This window comes from Bartonella sp. TT67HLJMS, assembly GCF_042193375.1.
Taxonomy (GTDB): Bacteria; Pseudomonadota; Alphaproteobacteria; order Rhizobiales; family Rhizobiaceae; genus Bartonella; species Bartonella grahamii.
Genome location: NZ_JBHILP010000015.1, coordinates 12595 through 30134 on the forward strand (window position 1 = coordinate 12595; position 17540 = coordinate 30134).

The 17540-nt window shown below is 36.2% G+C and carries 15 protein-coding genes, 3 tRNA genes and 3 pseudogenes; 12 read left to right on the plus strand and 9 right to left on the minus strand.

What is annotated here, in order from left to right:
• Nucleotides 1-82 precede the first annotated feature (82 nt).
• The 4 genes from ACFIJQ_RS08215 to ACFIJQ_RS08230 form a co-directional block, all read right to left on the minus strand.
• Complete coding sequence (locus ACFIJQ_RS08215) at nucleotides 83-649, minus strand: DUF2497 domain-containing protein (protein ID WP_273788547.1); 567 nt, start codon at nucleotides 647-649, stop codon at nucleotides 83-85.
• A gap of 248 nt (nucleotides 650-897) precedes the next feature.
• A complete protein-coding gene (locus ACFIJQ_RS08220) occupies nucleotides 898-2148 on the minus strand; it encodes a TolC family outer membrane protein (protein WP_375629781.1) in 1251 nt (416 codons plus the stop codon).
• Nucleotides 2149-2256: 108 nt separating this feature from the next.
• Complete coding sequence (locus ACFIJQ_RS08225) at nucleotides 2257-2931, minus strand: protein-L-isoaspartate O-methyltransferase (RefSeq protein WP_273788546.1); 675 nt, start codon at nucleotides 2929-2931, stop codon at nucleotides 2257-2259.
• Nucleotides 2932-3140: 209 nt separating this feature from the next.
• Nucleotides 3141-3214, minus strand: a tRNA-Cys gene (locus tag ACFIJQ_RS08230).
• A gap of 184 nt (nucleotides 3215-3398) precedes the next feature.
• Between ACFIJQ_RS08230 and ACFIJQ_RS08235 the strand changes: the two genes are divergently transcribed.
• A tRNA-Asn gene (locus ACFIJQ_RS08235) sits at nucleotides 3399-3473 on the plus strand.
• A 1390-nt stretch (nucleotides 3474-4863) separates the two neighbouring features.
• Here ACFIJQ_RS08235 and ACFIJQ_RS08240 read toward each other — a convergent pair.
• The 3 genes from ACFIJQ_RS08240 to ilvA form a co-directional block, all read right to left on the minus strand.
• Nucleotides 4864-6246, minus strand: a complete 1383-nt coding sequence (locus ACFIJQ_RS08240) for a DEAD/DEAH box helicase (protein WP_273788545.1) — start codon at nucleotides 6244-6246, stop codon at nucleotides 4864-4866.
• Nucleotides 6247-6538: 292 nt separating this feature from the next.
• Complete coding sequence (locus tag ACFIJQ_RS08245; protein ID WP_273788554.1) at nucleotides 6539-7069, minus strand: hypothetical protein; 531 nt, start codon at nucleotides 7067-7069, stop codon at nucleotides 6539-6541.
• Between the two features lie 35 nt (nucleotides 7070-7104).
• A complete protein-coding gene (gene ilvA, locus ACFIJQ_RS08250) occupies nucleotides 7105-8382 on the minus strand; it encodes a threonine ammonia-lyase IlvA (protein WP_026500531.1) in 1278 nt (425 codons plus the stop codon).
• Nucleotides 8383-8529: 147 nt separating this feature from the next.
• On the opposite strand from ilvA, the gene ACFIJQ_RS08255 reads away from it, so the two are divergent.
• A tRNA-Leu gene (locus ACFIJQ_RS08255) sits at nucleotides 8530-8615 on the plus strand.
• Between the two features lie 255 nt (nucleotides 8616-8870).
• Here the strand turns inward: ACFIJQ_RS08255 and ACFIJQ_RS08260 are convergent.
• Nucleotides 8871-9023, minus strand: a complete 153-nt coding sequence (locus ACFIJQ_RS08260) for a hypothetical protein (protein ID WP_273788544.1) — start codon at nucleotides 9021-9023, stop codon at nucleotides 8871-8873.
• A gap of 49 nt (nucleotides 9024-9072) precedes the next feature.
• Here ACFIJQ_RS08260 and ACFIJQ_RS08265 point away from each other — a divergent pair, with 49 nt between their 5' ends.
• From ACFIJQ_RS08265 to ssb, 7 genes and pseudogenes are all read left to right on the plus strand, one after another.
• A complete protein-coding gene (locus ACFIJQ_RS08265; protein WP_375629763.1) occupies nucleotides 9073-9318 on the plus strand; it encodes a hypothetical protein in 246 nt (81 codons plus the stop codon).
• A 99-nt stretch (nucleotides 9319-9417) separates the two neighbouring features.
• Nucleotides 9418-9576, plus strand: a complete 159-nt coding sequence (locus tag ACFIJQ_RS08270; protein WP_375629766.1) for a hypothetical protein — start codon at nucleotides 9418-9420, stop codon at nucleotides 9574-9576.
• A gap of 9 nt (nucleotides 9577-9585) precedes the next feature.
• The gene (locus tag ACFIJQ_RS08275) at nucleotides 9586-9855 is read left to right on the plus strand and encodes a hypothetical protein (RefSeq protein WP_375629769.1); all 270 of its coding nucleotides are present in this window, start codon (nucleotides 9586-9588) and stop codon (nucleotides 9853-9855) included.
• A 170-nt stretch (nucleotides 9856-10025) separates the two neighbouring features.
• A pseudogene (locus tag ACFIJQ_RS08280) lies at nucleotides 10026-10372 on the plus strand (hypothetical protein).
• Nucleotides 10359-10859, plus strand: a pseudogene (locus tag ACFIJQ_RS08285) (hypothetical protein). The pseudogenes ACFIJQ_RS08280 and ACFIJQ_RS08285 overlap by 14 nt, the downstream one beginning before the upstream one ends.
• Before the next feature lie 247 nt (nucleotides 10860-11106).
• A complete protein-coding gene (locus ACFIJQ_RS08290; protein ID WP_375629772.1) occupies nucleotides 11107-11433 on the plus strand; it encodes a hypothetical protein in 327 nt (108 codons plus the stop codon).
• A gap of 162 nt (nucleotides 11434-11595) precedes the next feature.
• Nucleotides 11596-12048: a single-stranded DNA-binding protein gene (gene ssb / locus ACFIJQ_RS08295; RefSeq protein WP_273788541.1), complete on the plus strand. Its 453-nt coding sequence runs from the start codon at nucleotides 11596-11598 to the stop codon at nucleotides 12046-12048.
• 87 nt (nucleotides 12049-12135) lie between these two features.
• On the opposite strand, the pseudogene ACFIJQ_RS08300 reads toward ssb, so the two are convergent.
• Nucleotides 12136-13254 (minus strand): annotated as a pseudogene (locus ACFIJQ_RS08300) (helicase-related protein); the annotation flags it as partial.
• Between the two features lie 454 nt (nucleotides 13255-13708).
• On the opposite strand from ACFIJQ_RS08300, the gene ACFIJQ_RS08305 reads away from it, so the two are divergent.
• The 3 genes from ACFIJQ_RS08305 to ACFIJQ_RS08315 all read left to right on the plus strand — a co-directional run bounded on the left by ACFIJQ_RS08305 (nucleotide 13709) and on the right by ACFIJQ_RS08315 (nucleotide 16957).
• Nucleotides 13709-14317: a fumarylacetoacetate hydrolase family protein gene (locus ACFIJQ_RS08305; RefSeq protein ID WP_375629775.1), complete on the plus strand. Its 609-nt coding sequence runs from the start codon at nucleotides 13709-13711 to the stop codon at nucleotides 14315-14317.
• Between the two features lie 61 nt (nucleotides 14318-14378).
• Entirely contained in the window at nucleotides 14379-14945 is a 567-nt protein-coding gene (locus ACFIJQ_RS08310; RefSeq protein ID WP_375629778.1) for a LysE family translocator, read from the plus strand.
• Nucleotides 14946-15556: 611 nt separating this feature from the next.
• A complete protein-coding gene (locus ACFIJQ_RS08315) occupies nucleotides 15557-16957 on the plus strand; it encodes an amino acid permease (protein WP_273788538.1) in 1401 nt (466 codons plus the stop codon).
• Nucleotides 16958-17540: the final 583 nt, after the last annotated feature.

A 17540-nucleotide genomic window follows, 5' to 3' on the forward strand; every position in this document is an offset into this window, starting at 1 on the left:
AAACCCGTGATTTTCAGCCATTCACTAGAGAGCTCGCAAAATCGCAAACAAAATTCTCATAAAATGAAAAACATAAGAATAATTAAGATGATTTTTTAATCGCTTTCACAATCTCTTCACGCAAAATATCTTCCAGCAAAATAGGCAATTTAGACTGTAACCATTCTGCTATAGCCGGACGCAACACATCCTTTGCAATCTTTTCTGCAGAAGAAATACAATATGCAGACAATTCCACATGACCATCCCCTCTAGCTTCTGACTGTGATTTCCTTATCTCATCTTCATATTCTTTTGCTTTATAAACAGAATTCCGTTCTTCAGAAGAAAGCTTCATCTTTTGCATATCCATACCAACTGTATTATTTTCTGCCTCTATATCCTCTTTCTCTTGCGTTACCTTCCCCCCTTGATTTTCAGAAGAAAGACCAATACGATCAGCTAAAGCTTTCATAGCATCATCAACCGATAAGGTTGTATCATAAATACCCTCTGATGCAGCTTCTGAACGACCTTCCGAAGCATTCACTGCAACATCTTCATTTAAAAAGTGATCAGATTGAACCGCATTTTCTTCGATTATTTCACGAATAGATGTTAAAATTTCATCCATACTTGGCTCACGTAACACGCTTGAACTCTGTACCATACTTTACAACCTCTCAAAGACGCAACAACAAATAGAATCATACTTTCAGTGTATGCAAAAGAATCATAAGATCAACATGCCTCCCGCGATATTTTCAAATATGCTTGTCATAAAGAGGGCGCTACACACAATTTTCTACACTTATAAAAATAACATCTCACCGTTCTATTTTTAAACATATTCAACTATTGATTTACTAATCTTTTAAAAACTAAAATAATTTAAGATTAAAGAGATACTTTTATGCATTATCGGATATATTTAATTGTTTTTAAACCTAAATAATTTGCAGTCAATCTACCAATAGAAGATTGAACACTATAGCTTGCCACAACAGCATTACGCTCCGCCATTGCAAGCGCAATCTGAGCATTAATCAATTGAGTACGAGAATTTAAAACATCCAGCGTCGTTGCTTGCCCTACGCGATTTTCTTGAACACGGCCTTTCAGAGCAATTTCAGCAGCACGAACACTTTCACGGTAAGCAATAACAGATGAGCGCGCGCCCTCTAACTGAAACCAAGCAGAAGTAAGTACTTGCCTAGTATTACTATGCGCCAAATCGAGTTGAAGCTGCGCCTGTCCAAGCTGTTCCCTTGATTGACGAATTTGCGCAGACGTACGCCCTCCTTCAAAGATTGGGACACTTACTGACAATCCTATTGATTTAGAAACTCCATCCTCTCCAGCACCGCTGTAGATTCGATTATAAGATGCTGTTGCAGAAAAATCAACTTTAGGGAGCAATGCTCCTTCTTTCGCCTTTACATTGTAAACACTCGCATCGACTAAATATTTAGCATAAAGGATTGCTGGATGCATCACAACGCTCATTTGGTAAGCCATATCAAGGTTGACGGGAAAATCTTTGGCTACGGGTGGGCGTTTTAACTTTTCAGGATCAGAACCAATAACTTGTCGATACACTGCCTCTGCTGCTTTTACATCAGCACGAGCAAGACTCAGCTCTGAAACAGCCACGGAACGTGCAGCTTGAGCTTGAGCAAGATCAACATGCCCTCCTTCACCCACATCAAATTTTGCTTTATTGGAACGAACTTGTTCTTCAAGAGCTGCCAAATTTTCTCTCCGAAGATCGGCAACACGACGTGCGTGATAGACATTAGCATAAGCGGTCACTGTCTCCAGAAACGTATTTTGTTCAACATTACGAAGATATTCACGCTGAGCCTGCAACTTAACTTGAGCTGAAGAAAAGATATTTTGCGTGATAAAACCATCAAATAATCTTTGATTTAATCTCACGCCTATAGATCCAGAAGTGACATAAGGACCTGTAAAAGGCTTATTCCGACCATAGCTCCCAACCCCCTCAACTTGAGGCAATAACCCTGATCGCGCAATGACAACATCATCACTGGATATACGCACAGCTGCACGTTCACTATTCAACTTAGCATTATGCTTATAAGCCTTAGAAAAGGCATCCATCAATGTTTCAGCACAAACAGTATCTGATAGTAAAATACTCAACACCAGTAATAAACACACCTGAAACTTCTTGTTTACTCTAAACACAATACACACAATAACAAACCCCAAATAAATTACAAAATTATCTTTTATTCACAAAACAAACAAGCACTAAAACACAAAACCAGGTGTTTTTAAAAAACAAGGAAGAGGCTTTACAGCGAGGTTAAAAGCACGACGTGCCGAAATGATTCCATCTTCTTTTATATAGATTTGTGCAACAGCAGCATTTCCGTACCCTTCAACCACAACAAGACGTCCACAGTCTTTCATTTGATCAAAGATACCTTGTGGAATAAAATCAACAGATCCCTCAATGAAAATCACATCATAAGGTCCCTCAACGGCATACCCTTTCTCTAATGGCCCCTGAACGACAACCACATTATCACATTGATTACGTTCTAAAGCTTCAAGAGCACGTTCAAAAAGAGATTTATTACTTTCCAACGCAATCACAGACCCTGCAAGTTTTGCAAGCAACGCTGCACAATAACCACTATTTGCACCAATATCTAAAACAACATCTGATGATTTTACAGCGGCAAGCTGTAGTAATTTCGCTAGAGATGCAGGTTTCATCAAATAGCGTGCAGGAACCCCATCTTGTACTGGACATAGAACAATGTCGGTATCAAGATAACTTAATACTTTCATATCTTCCGATACAAAATCCTCACGAGATACCGTTAAAAACGCTTCAAGAACTGATAAATCCGTTACATCAACTGTACGAATTTGATTGTCAACCATTTTGCGACGAAGCTCAGCAAAATCTGCAACCATAACGAATCTTTTCTCCTAACCTACAAAAAATAAACAAAACAGCGACAATGATCTCTTAAACTATGAGCGTTACGAAAAAGGATGCTCCAGTCAACAATTAGATTTTAACTGTAGATCTCTCATAAAAAAGTGTCTTCACAACTATAGAGGGAAATAATCTATTTTCCTATACCTCATCTCCCCTAAAAGCCGTTTCTTTTAAAATCGGCTGGAGGCCTCGCCCGGAATCGAACCGGGATACAAGGATTTGCAGTCCTCTGCGTAACCATTCCGCCACGAGGCCTCGTCAACAAACATAAAGGTTTCAATAAGGGAAGGCAACGCATCCGTCAAGGTGTAGAAATCTTCTCTCGCCTTTTTTCCTCTTATTACACAATTTATCATATTTTTTTAAAAAAAGTAATTTTATCCTTTGCAAATCAGTATTGCTTTGCTATAGCCTTTTCAACTAAATGATTGGGCACCATTCCCCGGTAGCTCAGCGGTAGAGCAACCGGCTGTTAACCGGTTGGTCGCTGGTTCGAATCCGGCCCGGGGAGCCACATTTTTTCTATCACAAATAACTTATTGATTTTCCATATATTTTTAAAGTGAGAGATTCGTTAATAAAAGCTATGGAATAAGGTTTTTACAATAAAGTAGAAACGCAATATCCTACGGGATGTGTTTTTTTCAATGAACGCAAAAAACCATTGATTCATTTTAAAATAGCACAAATTAAGATTACTTTTTTCAAACTACCGCGCCTCTATCAGAGAGCGCTGCAATTATTTGCACATTATAAAACAGGGCTTCTTTCACGAAAAGGAATTATTAAGCTCCATCAGCAATGAAAAAGATCTCATATAATTTTTTGTCCAAGGAAAAAATGATTTGTACTCCATAAAGCAATTAAACTTAAAAACCTGCTCATGAAGCAATCATTTTGAAAAATGGAAGAAACAACAATCAGGGCATATATTATCTCCATACATCCCACATAACCGCCTCCCCATCTTAAAAGCAAAAAACATCAAACAAGTCTGTAAACATTCCGGCGTCTTATCTAACAGGTTGTTCCTCCTGCTAACCACTTCAACGCTTTACAAACAACCTTGCCCTGGATATTTCATCCCACTGTCATAAAACATTTAATACATAAAGTCTTATAGGCTTTATATCTTCTCAAATAATAGTGTTTTAAAATAAAAACCAAGGTAACAAGCTAAATTGTTAAGAATCCTGAGAAAGCCTTCAGAAATCATGAATTCTTGCTATTGTATTATGCAGTCACACGCTTTTCTAAAGAGATATCTCTTAAATTCCCCCCAAGCCCATTTCACAATGACTCCCGTAAATGATATAAAATGAAATCGATTAATCATCCCATCTTTATTTATAATAAAAGCCATACCATCATACTATTTTCCAACTCTCAATCTTAGGAATACCCCTTGCCTTTGAAAGAGTTTATAAGAATCATTTTATTTATTTCTCAAATGTTTATCTATACGATAATTTCACATATAACGTACAAATGAATACTTTTGATTGATCCACATAAATAGCTTAAAAATGAAAAATTTTTACGATATAATGAACTATTTATATATAAAACAATGGCTTATTATTAGAAATCAATTTTTAAAATTAAAAGTTATCATTAAAGATAAAATACATCTTTTAAAAAATAATTTTATATAAATAAAATCTATTTTCATTCCCATTTTAAAAAATGGAAATAAAGAAAATAAATAATCGCCTCTACAATAATAATTTCTTTTTAAAAGATTTTTAAATAATCCAAACACTTAGAGGTTTTCATTTCTTAGAAATGAAAACCTCTAAAAGACCTTCTTATTTTGGCAAGAGTATTTTTTACCTCTTTTCAATTGAGAATAAATCAACAAAAGTAAAAAATCTCCAGTACATAATCTTTTTTCAAGACTTTATCTAGGCTGCCTTCTTAACTGATTTTCGAAAACGAAAAGGCTTTGCACGCTTTGCCACCGCTTTTGCTTTTTTATGCCTCTCATTTGGAGATGAAGAATTCTTCCGCTGCAACTGTGCGGCATCATCTTTTCGACCTAAAAACTGTTTTTGACGTTTAGATTTTTTAAAACGGCGTTCCTTATCGTTTTCTTTTTCTCTACTTTCTGGCAAAATTGGCTTTTCTGGAAACGCTGCAAATTGTTCTGGAACTGACTCAACCGCCAATTTCATACGAATCAAGCGCTCTATAGCACGCAACCGTTCCCTTTCTATCTTCTCATCAAAAAGTGTAAGTGCTTCACCAGATGCACCATTACGTCCTGTACGACCAATACGATGTACATAACTTTCAGCTTCATCTGGTAAGTCATAATTAATAACGTGGCTTATCCCTGGTATATCAATACCGCGTGCAGCAATATCTGTTGCCACAAGGATCTGCACAGATCTTTCACGAAAAGCTTTTAAAGCAGACTGGCGAGCACCTTGTGATTTATTCCCATGAATCGTTGCGACTGAATATCCTATCTTTGCCAAACTACGTGTAACAGAATCAGCCCCATGTTTAGTTCGGGTAAAAACAATAACGGAATTAAAAGCTGGATTTGTCAAAAGTTTACTTAAAACATTCTTTTTTTCATTCGTAGGAACACAATACAATTTTTGGCAAATCTCTACAGCCGTAGTACCTTGAGGAACAACTTCAATTTTAACAGGATCATTGAGTAAACATTTTGCAAGCACAGCAATTTCCCTCGGCATTGTTGCAGAAAAGAGTGCAGTCTGACGCTCTTGATGCAAAAGCTTTGCAATTTGCTTGACATCATGAATAAACCCCATATCCAACATACGATCTGCTTCATCCAAAATCAAAAAACGAGATTGGGAAAGATCAACACACTTTTCACGAACAAGATCTCTCAAACGCCCTGGAGTCGCTATCAAAACATCCACACCTGCTTCCATACGTTTAATTTGTTTTAAACGTGACACGCCCCCAAAAACAAGACATGTTGAAAGATGAGCTCCCTTCGCCACAGTGCGAATCGTTTCATCAATCTGGACAGCAAGTTCACGCGTTGGAGCTAAAATCAAAGCGCGTGCAGTTTTAGGACAGCGTTTATCACCCAAAGCCAAAATCTGACTTAAAATAGGTAAACCAAATGCCAAGGTTTTTCCAGAACCTGTCTGAGCGACACCTAAAATATCGTGTCCTTTCAACATTACTGGAATAGCTTGTTCTTGTATAGGTTTAGGTTTACTCATCCCAGCAATGAGTAAATTTTTAATCAAAAGAGTAGGCAAACCTAACTTTGTAAAAACATTTTCTTCTTTTATAGGCAAAATACAATCTTTCCTCAGCTGAAGAACTCAAAACAAGTAACCAACTGAACTCTCCACTCAAGAATCCGCGCAAGAGAAATCCCTGACATTTTAAATGAAGCAACGCTTAAAAAGCAGCTTGCGCAGCTCATGAGCACCTTGAAATCAAGATAAAGGCGTATAAACTTCACTTTACAAAAAGCCAACAAACCAGCCTAAATGCCTTCATCCCCATTATCCTTGGATTATGATAAAAAAGCAAGAACTTTACGAAATACATTTATCATGAATAAAAAAACAATATTTAGATCGTTTACTTTTTGATGATTGTGTCCATCGGTAAATGTACCTTGATAAAATCAGGATAAATCTCGAGAAAAACTGGATTTTGTAAAGTTTTTTGACCGCCATAAATTAAATACCATTGGGTTTTATCAAAAATCGCCAAAGTTTTATATCGAATGATGCGATCCTTCATCTCAAGAACTGTTGGAATTAAAGCATACAAAGTACCGTTATCAGTTTGTAAATACTCTATATTTTCTTTATCTAAATAATAAGCACCAGAAGGCAAATTCTCAAATTTCCTATGCAACTGTTGAAGAAAATCACTACGTAAAGCACTCTCTGTTGTATTCAATCGATGTGCCATCTCTTTATAAAGTCGCTCAGGCATATAACGAGAAATAGGTGTAAAATCCCTATTTTTTATAGCATTATTGACATCAACAACAACTCTTGAAAGTTCAGCTTTTTGTATTATTGTGGGCTGAGATGCTAAACTCTGTTGATTAACAATCAAAAAGAAAAATAGACTCAGCACCAAATAAAAAATAGGTTTCATCATTGTACTTCTTGTTTTAGTAAAATTTCAGTTTCTCAAATAACGAAATCAAATAATGTTTGATCATCAGTAATATCACGATAACGCCAACCTAACGCTTGAAATTTTTCCTCTAAAAGACAAAAATTACCGTATTTTTTTGTTTCAATCGCAACCAATACAGAACCAAAGTTTCTCGCTGATTTTTTAAGATATTCAAAACGTACGATATCATCATCTGGTGATAATGTGGAAAGAAAATGACGCAATGCACCAGGATGTTGCGGAAAACTAAAAATAAAATATTTTCTCAACCCTTGGAAACGTAAAGAACGCTCTTTAATTTCTGGCAAACGCTCAAAATCAAAATTACCTCCTGAAATAACGAGAAGAATTTTTTTCCCCTTTAACTCTTGAGGAGGAATACTGTTAAGCGCGTCAATCGATAAAGCACCAGCCGGTTCAAGGACCACACCTTCAACATTAAGCATTTCAACCATCGTAGAACAAACACGATTTTCAGGAACCGTAATGACAGAATCAGGGGAAAATTTCTTTAGAATTGTATAGTTTAGCGCACCAATTTCAGCCACAGCAGCACCATCTACAAAAGTGTCAATATTTTCAAGCTTGACGCGTTTTCCACTCTCCAAACAAGCAAGCAAACTTGCAGCTCTTTGCGGCTCAACAAAACGAAGCTTTGTTTTCCAACCATATTCATGTAAAAACTTGCTCACTCCACTTGCCAACCCCCCCCCCCCTACCGGCACAATCATCAAATCTGGCTCACTTTCTCCATTGAGTTTTTTCCATTGTAAAGCAGCTTCACAGAGCACTGTTGCCTGCCCCGTAATAATGCGAATATCATCAAAAGGTGGAGCCATTACACCACCGCTCTCCACGACAAAGGATTGCGCAGCTTCATAACATTGATCAAATGTTTCACCAATCAAACGAATATCAATGAATTCTTTACCAAAAATACGTGTTTTCTCAATTTTTTGTTGTGGCGTTGTCATAGGCATAAAAATCACGCCTTTACGTTTAAAATAACGACAAACAAAAGAAACCCCTTGCGCGTGATTCCCTGCTGAAGCACAAACAAATGCAGAATCTGGTGATAGACTGCTCAGCATTTCTGAAACAAAATTGAAAGCACCACGAATCTTATAAGACCGCACCGGTGTTAAATCTTCACGCTTTAAATAAATTTCTGCATCATACTTTTGACTAAGAAAATCATTTCTTTGAAGTGGTGTTTCAGCAAACACGTGATGCAATCCCACCATAGCTTTTGTGACGTCTTGAATAAATTGACTCATAACACTAATCATTTCATGCTTTATTTACATTATAAAAGCTTTTTCTAGCGATAAAGAAAACTATTGTCAGTCAAAATTTTACTAAAAAAATGAAAAATGTTTCTTTTGTCATTAATTCTTGATTCAATAAAAGATATAGCTTATGAGAGAACTCTCATCGCGGACGTGATGAAAACGGTAAACATAGCAGACTTAAAATCTGCCGGTCAAAGACCTTGCGGGTTCAAGTCCCGCCGTCCGCACCAGAATATCTTAATTCCCCTTATTTCCCAATGATTTATTAAAAATCAACAAAAATCAAAACACCTTCTCAACCACCTTTCGCAACTCCATTATAACGCTATCAGACGGCACCACGATGGTGGTAAAATACGAATCATTGCTGCTTTTTGAAGTACCTTTTTAGCACTTTGAACTCCTCCTCGTCTTTTAGGGTGGAGAGGCAGTCAATCTTGATTTTCTCATCCTTAAGGATGAGGAAATGAGTCATGTTTTTAACGTTAAGCAGCTTTCACAACAGGGCTCGATAAAATTCGCTTAGCTTCTGTTGTAACTGGTTTGTAATGCTTAAACTCTTCTTCAAGGTCATTTGCATCTAACAAATGCCTCATCAATAATCCTAAGATTTCTCCAACACCAGCAGCATCATTCACGCTCTTAACAGGAGTAAGATAATACGAAGAAAAGTAAGTGAGGTATAGAATGGAGATAGATCTGAGTTTAGTAATAGCAGTTGTTATCTATTTTATTGCTAATTTGGAGTTGGCTTATACTCTTCATAACTCTTGTAAAACGACGCAAAGGCTCAGAAAAGAGATAGATGAAAAAAATAAAATAATACATACACAAAAAGATGTAATTCAAAAACAAGAAGAATCAGTTCGAAGATTAACTGCTTCTAAGCTTATTTTTCCTCTAATGGCAGTAAAAAATTTGGCCAAAAAGTAGTTTTAAGTATTTTCTCACAAACATTTTTTCATAACAGGCAACCACAACACGCTCTGTCATAGCGCACATATAAATACGCAACAGCCTTAATGGGGGAACATGATCATCAAAGCACAAACCATTCTCTGCCTTGATCTAGATACCAAGACAGAATGGACAATTTCTCGTGTAAACAGCAATATAACAAGTGGCACTGTCAATTTTGGATCCTATCGTTTTAAAGGCGATGGTATGCGCTATTTGCGTTTTCAGCAATAGCTTACAAAAATGAAGGTAACAACAGACAAAGGCAATGCCTCAAAAGAAGAAATGATTAACGCGGTGTGTGCAAAAGGACATGCGCTACAAGATCACTTGGAAAACAGTCTTTTGGCGAAAGCCAATCTTGTACGCAAGGCTGTTTTGAACACCCGTGAAAAAAGGCTGAAAGAAAAGGCAATGAGACAGAATTCAAGACCACTCACGTTGGTTGAAAAGCAAAAGCTTGAAGGGATTTTAAATGGTCTTGGAGGAACAGTGAAAAACATTGCAAGTTAGCAAACTAGTGAAAAGTGCTGATCGTTTTGTGATTAGATGTACATTTAAATCGACATAAAGGCACCGTACACAGCGATTTAAGATTTTATGATAAAAAATTTATAATATAAAACGCTCTGTACGGTCAAATTTGAGGCAAATAGACAAATTTGTAAAATTAGGATTAAAGCATGTTCATTTTAAAACATCTATTCTTAAAAAACCGTAAACAGCCCATACGAAAGAGGTTTGTTGCAACAGCAGTGGGATATGCACCATGGGGGATGGGGCAGAGGAGTATTTTTACAAGCTCTACGAATATGAAAACGGTACAAGAGAGTGTGAAAAATTTGATGCTGATCAGTATTACAAAACACCTAAGAATGCGGATTTTAGTACCAAAGCACAATTAAAAGCATGAGTTTAGGTGGTGCTATTCTTAAAAAACGTTCTCAATTATGAACCTCTTATAGACGAGATCAATAGAGAGATCAAAAAACTATCGAAAACTGCAGGAAATCAAGATGGTTACAGATAAGAAGCTAAGAGCCTTGTTTGGTATTATAACTTTTATATTTTTATGTTTTTTAGGAATAAAAATTGACTTTATTCAGAGTATTTTGACATTCGCGTCTGTTTCTTTGGTAATAATCACAACTGTTTTGCAATTTTATACAATTCTAATATTCCTTCTGAATTGCAGAGCAACCCAAAATACAAACGCGGCAATACAATAGGTTGGAAGACATTAACACGTGATTTACAACAGTATATGCACAGCCTCTTAAAGCTAATAAGTTTAGCGCTTGTCGTTTTAAGTTTCCCAAGTAGTTATAAAGAAACGGTCTCTTTGCCTATCATTTCTAAGTACGTGGAGCACAAGTTTTCTTTTCCATTGGATACTGATACTTAGATATTGCTCTTTAGTACTCTTTTTAGTCTGTGTATTATTTCTTATGTTAAGCACACGCAATTTAATAAACATGTCCATTTACGCACTACATTGCTCAGTTAAAAAACCATAGTAAAATTTCCGATTTTATAATTTTTTACAAAGAATTCATTCTTATGACCTTATAGACAGAAAGCTAGAAAAAGAGATTTATATTCAATTAGGTAAGTATAAAAAAGAAAAAAATTGCAAAGTCATGCTGTTAAGAAAGTATCAAGTGTGTAGAAATACTTAGAGTTAAGCGGATAGGATAGGTTACGAAACAGCCTCTCCCATGTCTTTAAAATACTGACTATCTTTTGTGCTTGTGAGGACATATAATGATTTTGTCGGGTGTGGTTATGTCATACAAGACCCTTTTTAGGGGAAAGTATAGCGACAAACTTAATGCCGTGTTTTCAACGTCTAGTGCCTTTATAGGGTGTCAATTGAAAACTGTGAAAGATCTTTTAAGTGATCGAGTTCAAACCATTTATCGCATACGTGCATTAAGAGACTTTGGTAATGTAAAGGCGGATGACTTGGGTGGGTTTATAGAGCATGAGGGCAACTTAAATCACGAAGGGAATTGCTGGGTTGGTGGTAATGCATGGATTTATGATGATTCCTATATTTCTGATGATGCTCAGGTTTGTGGTCAATGCTAGCATTTGTGACACTATGCTTTTAAACAGTAAAAAGAAAGCCATGTCATTTGCATGATGTGGCTTTATGTTTATCAAAAGATAAAAAACATAATTTTATATGTTGAAAAATAATAATATCATTTTGAAATAATTGAAAAAATTATTAAAAAAGTAAGTGTCAACATGCTAAATAAAGTGATGTTAATTGGCTATTTAGGTGCTAATCCCAAAAGCAAAACAATGAATTTTGCTACAGAAATAGTCAATTTTAGTATAGCGACTTCTGAGAGCTATATAGATAAAAGGACCAATCAAAAAGTAGAGAAAACAGAATGGTATTCAGTTGTGATTTTTAATCCACATTTGGCAAAAATTGCACTTCAATATCTAAACAAAGGTTCAAAGATTTACGTAGAAGGCAAATTACAGACACGCAAATGGCAAAAAAAAAATAGGCATGACCATCACTCAACAGAGATTATCTTACCACAATTTAAAGGCGAGTTGTATTTGCTTGATGCAAAGAAAGATCTATCGGCATCCCCTACCCCTTCACCCATTACTACCCAAAATTACGCTAGCGTTTCAGGTGCTGCTGATCATAGCACATCTCTTAATGATGCTATCCCATTCTGATTGATAAAATATGACAAAAAGAAAAAAACGTACAAAACATGGACGTCCTCGGATTAAAGGATGTATCAGAGAATCAAACGGACACATCTCCCGAGCAAAAACACCGGCAGATACCCAAACGGGTAAAATGATATAGCCTCTCTTTTTCCCCCTTGCACGACGCATGATACGCCCCACCGGCCTGTATCACATCCACATGACTTTTACGGAGATGTAAAAACATAACCGCATCAAAAGCAGGGACATCCCCCTCAGACAGACATCTTATATTGGTGAGCACACGACAGACATTCTCCTGCGCATCTTCCTTAAGCCAATCAAAGGCTTTATTGCGTTCTTTGGCACTTTGTGTTCCATCAATATGAGAAAATTTACAGTCAAGAGGCGAAGTCTCTTTATGGACCTTATGAAGATCATACAATTATTTCTGTATTTCTTTAGAATTGAATGTACCGCGGATACGTTTAGACGTATTGATATCTTTACAAAAAGCCAAAGCCCGACGCATGAGATTTTGGTCATCACTCAAATCAACCTTCAGATCTATTTTAGCAAGGGCGTGATGACAGCCTATGATCTTGATTTTATCATCAAGAATAAGTTCATAATTCTCATCTGTTATCAGATGTTGAATGGATTGACTGACTTCCTCTTCATCAACACCCCAAATAATAATCTTATAAGGAGCTAAAAGTTCATTCTTAACAGCTTTGGAGAATGTATAGGTAATAAAGCTCTTTTCCATAGAGCTCTTCTTCGTCCATGGATGCCACAACGGCATTGATCTCATTGGCTTTCTTTTTGGCATTATCCGTAAAGACTTTGGGAGTTTCTGTCATGTACAGACGTTTTTTACCCCGAATGATGCTGTTATCGTGAACCTTGATAAATTCAGATTCACGTTTATCTGTTCCCAACACAACCCCAGTCGTACGGTGTGCTTCATCACAAATGATCAAATCAAATTCGGATAAATCACATTCCTTTTGCGCATCCGCAATCACTTGGATTGATTGGTAAGTAGCAAACACCACGGTCATTGCATGTGCTAAGGCTTTATTTGCTTTTTCTCAAAGTTTTTGAGCATCAGTTGGTAGCTGGTAGAGCGAGATCTGAAACATCGAGTTCGACAGCATCATCTTGTGTTTTACGATGCTTGCCAATTCATGTATCAGAACATACCGCAAAGGAAAGCAAGGGGACTTGTGCAGGTGTAAGCGCCCTCGCATTCATATTCCGGAAGCCTGAAAGTACTGAGTTTGAATCAGCTTTTTGCTTTTAGTGCTCATCGCACTTGGACATAGCAAAATCTCCCAGAATTCCGATACACCCACAGAGTGGGCTCATTTTATGATCGAACTTTAGGGTTTTCAGACCCTACTGATCGCTGCGTAGATGTCCAAAAACACCTTTAAAGTATTGAAGGAATTTCACGCGATTAGCAACCAAAATGAAAGCAATGTTTCTTATCTCTCAAAGACTATAAGATTGGGCACTCTTCAAAAGAGAGACAATGCGAAAGGGCTGTCATCGCGGTTAGCCATCAACCCACACAATGCCTCTTTTTCAGAAAACGCAAAGCGTGATATAAGAAAAAATGTTGTTTGCAAAGTTCTCTCTTGCCTATACAAAAAGAAAATAAAAAATTTGGGGGTTTCCTATGAGAAATGACATTTACTGTGTTGGACTCAATTATGTTGAACATGTTCATGAACTAGGCAATACTGTTGAAGAGGAACCTGTTATCTTTAGCAAGCCAAACAGTTCACTCATCTTAGGCAATGAAATTTATCTCCCTGATTTTTCCAAAGAAATCCATTTTGAAACTGAAATTGTGCTCAAAATCTCAAAGGATGCTTTCATGGTCACGGAGGCAGAAGCAGAAGAATGCTATGATGCCATAGCAATAGGTCTTGATCTCACAGCGCGTGATTTGCAAACAAAACTGAAAGAAAAAAAGCTTCCTTGGCTTTTATCTAAAGGATTTAAAGGCGCCGCATACGTCTCTGACTTCATAAACAAGGAAAAAATAAACAACCCAATAACCTTTGCAATGAAGCTGAATGGCGAAACAAGACAAGTTGGCGATACGAAAAATATGATCTTTAGCTTTGAGAAGATAATATCATTTTTGAGTCACTACATTCAGCTAAGACGTGGTGATCTCATATACACAGGTACTCCACAGGGTGTAGGAAAACTTTCTCAGTTTGACAGAATAGAATTATATCTCAAAGATCAATTAATTTCAGAGCTAAAGGTAAAATGAATCATCAAATACTGACCTTTTTCATTGTTTCATTTTTTTAGTCATCTCACCGGGGCCGAATATGGCCCTTATCATCGATAATGCAACAAGATTAGGAAAAAAGAACGCATTTGTAAACGTTTTAGGATTGTGTACAGCAACATATGTGCATGGGGCATTTTCCATACTAGGTGTATCAGCGCTCATTCTCAACAACAAAACGCTGTTTCTTTTAGTAAAACTCATGGGTGGCAGCACTTTATTATACATGGGCTTTAAATCGATTAAATCTGGGATACACAGCTTAAATTCAAAAGAAAGAAGTTCAACGAATGAAAAGAGTGCTATTGGTAAAACAAAACTTTTCACCAGCTATATGGACGGTTTTTTGACACAAATACTAAATCCCAAAGTATCAATATTTTACATAGCGGACTTCCCGAAATTTTTGTCTTCTGGCGGTGGAATTAAAAAAGGCTTTGAACTTGTCACAATACATTCTTTCAATATCTTTGCATGGTTTACTTTAATGACCATTTTTATATCATTTGCCAGCTCCGCTCTAAAAAAGCAGCGTATAAAAGGTGCGATTAATATAGCAACAGGAACAGTTTTATCTCTGTTTTCTTTTTTCATTGTCTTTGGATAGTTTTATCTTTTGATAACAAATTGCAAAGCTACATAGAGCAATCTTTTTCTGATTCTGTCTCTCACGATGAATAGCTCAACCTCTAACAGAGCTTATACAATCCCCAGTTTTTTTCTTTGTATAACTGAATTGCGCTGCATTTCTTTATCATAGTCTCAAGGATTTTTGTGTAAACGATGTGAATTTCTCGCAACCTTTTATAAAATGTTATCAATATCTAAACAAAATCCTTATTCATCACTTTAGAAGAAATAAGCTATGATATTCCTCTTTTCATGAAACAAAAAAGTGATTTTAAAAATAATTTTAATTTTCTATCATTAAGAACTGTTTCTTAAACTAAGATGAGAACTCTTGAGCGCTATTTGAGCCAAAATTAAAACTCTCACCATTATGAATAATAACAATTAAAAACTCCCTATTCAAATATCTGCTACGTTATTTAAGAGGAAAACATCCTCTTTTTTCAAAACCATATTCTTGTCTTTATCCACACAAAATCATAAAAAACGTTTTTTTTCTTTACACCTCATTTATATCATGCTTCGATACAGAATGATGCATTTTCAGTGTAATTTAATCTCAAAATAATTAAAGGGAACCCCCAAAAAATGAACTGTAAACAAAATTTAAAAGATGGTCCTCAGATGAAACTACAACGTGGCCTAGATAACCGTCACGTACAACTTATCGCCCTCGGTGGAGCTATTGGAACAGGTCTCTTCATGGGATCAGGAAAAACAATTAGTGTAGCAGGCCCTTCCATCATACTCGTTTATGCTATTATTGGATGTGCCCTATACTTTGTAATGCGTGCTATGGGAGAATTATTGCTGTCTAATCCACAATACCGATCCCTTATTGATTTTTCAACCGATATGCTAGGACCGGGAATCGCTTTCTTTGTAGGCTGGAACTATTGGTTAAGCTGGGTTGTGACTGGGGCTGCAGATATTATTGCTATCATTAACTATATGCATTTCTGGTGGCCAACACTTAATCCATGGATTGTTGTTTTTGCTTGCATTGGTTTCTTTTTAATCCTTAACCTCCTTGCCGTAAAATTTTTCGGTGAACTTGAATTCTGGTTTGGTCTTATCAAAGTCGTAGCAATTTTGGCATTAGTTATTGTTGGATTTTATATGATCGCTACAGGCTTTACCTCTCCAAATGGTACTGTTGCCTCTCTTAACCATGTATGGAACGATGGAAATATCTTCCCGCGAGGAATTACAGGTTTTTTTGCTGGATTTCAAATCGCCATTTTTTCTTTTGTTGGTATAGAAATTGCGGGAACAACGGCAGCTGAAGTTAAAGAACCTAAAAAAGTTCTCCCTAAAGCAATTAATGCAATACCGGTACGTATTGTGCTCTTTTACATCCTTTCTCTTGCTGTGATTATGTCCGTTACACCTTGGAATCAAATTGTTCCAGAAAAAAGTCCCTTTGTCGCCATGTTTTGGCTTGCAGGCATTCCAATAGCTGCTGGTTTGGTCAATTTTGTTGTTCTCACCTCGGCTGCCTCTTCAGCAAATAGTGGTATTTTTTCGACTAGCCGCATGATATATGGGCTTGCAACACAAAAAGGTGCTCCTCCAATTTTAGGGAAGCTTTCCAAATACCATGTTCCAGCCAATGCTCTGTTCTTTTCCTGCCTATGTATTTTAGTAGGATACACAATTGCATCATCATCCCCAAGCATCATAAGTGCTTTTACAATTGTGACGAGCATTTCAGCGATTGCATTTTTATTCGTATGGTCCGTCATTTTGATTAGCTATATTGTGTATCGTCGCAATCACCCTCATCTACATGCTGAATCCGTCTACAAAATGCCGGGAGGTGTCATTATGTGCGGGATCGTGTTAGTCTTTTTTGCTTTCATGCTCTATTTATTGACATTAGAACATGATACCCTAACAGCTTTAAAATACAGTATCTTTTGGTTTATTTTCCTAGGTATAATGTATTTTATATTTATAAGAAAAAAAATCGCTCCAAAGAACAAATAAAATCTATACAAAACATCTCAAAAAGGGGTAACTAAAGGTTACCCTTTTTCTACTTAACCTCCTCCTTCATACCTCAAAAGGCGAGGATTCCTCGCAAGTTTGGGTTTGTAAACAATCCGACTTTGTTAAGAGAGATGCCTGCTGACCACTTATATGATTCACCTACATAAAGCTCTATGGGCTAGCCCTACCCTAAATACTCACCACACATTCTAAAAATACTTAATGTGTAAAATTTTATATGCTTTATATCACTACTCTAAACAACAGTATTTTACTGCATTATAGGATAAGAAATGCGCTATTCTGTGAAGAATTCTCTATAAACTTCACTGATATTGTTTACTAATTAAACATGAAATTTTATCTAAAATCGCCCCCCAAAAATTTATATTCAATTTTTTAGCAAAATTAAAAATACAGCTCTAAACAGAATATATCTTAATAGCTATCTACAATAAAAAAAGATTCTATGAAAATATTTTTCTATTTATAATAAATTTTAAATGTAAGTATTTAAATGTAAATTTTAAATATATTTTTAATATTTTAATAATTTAAAAATTATTTTATTTCTATATAA

Coding starts and splice junctions, on each gene's coding strand:
- ACFIJQ_RS08215 (WP_273788547.1), bottom strand. CDS start 649: ATGGTACAGAGTTCAAGCGTGTTACGTGAGCCAAGTATGGATGAAATT.
- ACFIJQ_RS08225 (WP_273788546.1), bottom strand. CDS start 2,931: ATGGTTGCAGATTTTGCTGAGCTTCGTCGCAAAATGGTTGACAATCAA.
- ACFIJQ_RS08245 (WP_273788554.1), bottom strand. CDS start 7,069: ATGAAACCTATTTTTTATTTGGTGCTGAGTCTATTTTTCTTTTTGATT.
- ilvA (WP_026500531.1), bottom strand. CDS start 8,382: ATGATTAGTGTTATGAGTCAATTTATTCAAGACGTCACAAAAGCTATG.
- ACFIJQ_RS08265 (WP_375629763.1), top strand. CDS start 9,073: ATGGAGATAGATCTGAGTTTAGTAATAGCAGTTGTTATCTATTTTATT.
- ACFIJQ_RS08270 (WP_375629766.1), top strand. CDS start 9,418: ATGATCATCAAAGCACAAACCATTCTCTGCCTTGATCTAGATACCAAG.
- ACFIJQ_RS08275 (WP_375629769.1), top strand. CDS start 9,586: ATGAAGGTAACAACAGACAAAGGCAATGCCTCAAAAGAAGAAATGATT.
- ACFIJQ_RS08290 (WP_375629772.1), top strand. CDS start 11,107: ATGATTTTGTCGGGTGTGGTTATGTCATACAAGACCCTTTTTAGGGGA.
- ssb (WP_273788541.1), top strand. CDS start 11,596: ATGCTAAATAAAGTGATGTTAATTGGCTATTTAGGTGCTAATCCCAAA.
- ACFIJQ_RS08305 (WP_375629775.1), top strand. CDS start 13,709: ATGAGAAATGACATTTACTGTGTTGGACTCAATTATGTTGAACATGTT.
- ACFIJQ_RS08310 (WP_375629778.1), top strand. CDS start 14,379: ATGGCCCTTATCATCGATAATGCAACAAGATTAGGAAAAAAGAACGCA.
- ACFIJQ_RS08315 (WP_273788538.1), top strand. CDS start 15,557: ATGAACTGTAAACAAAATTTAAAAGATGGTCCTCAGATGAAACTACAA.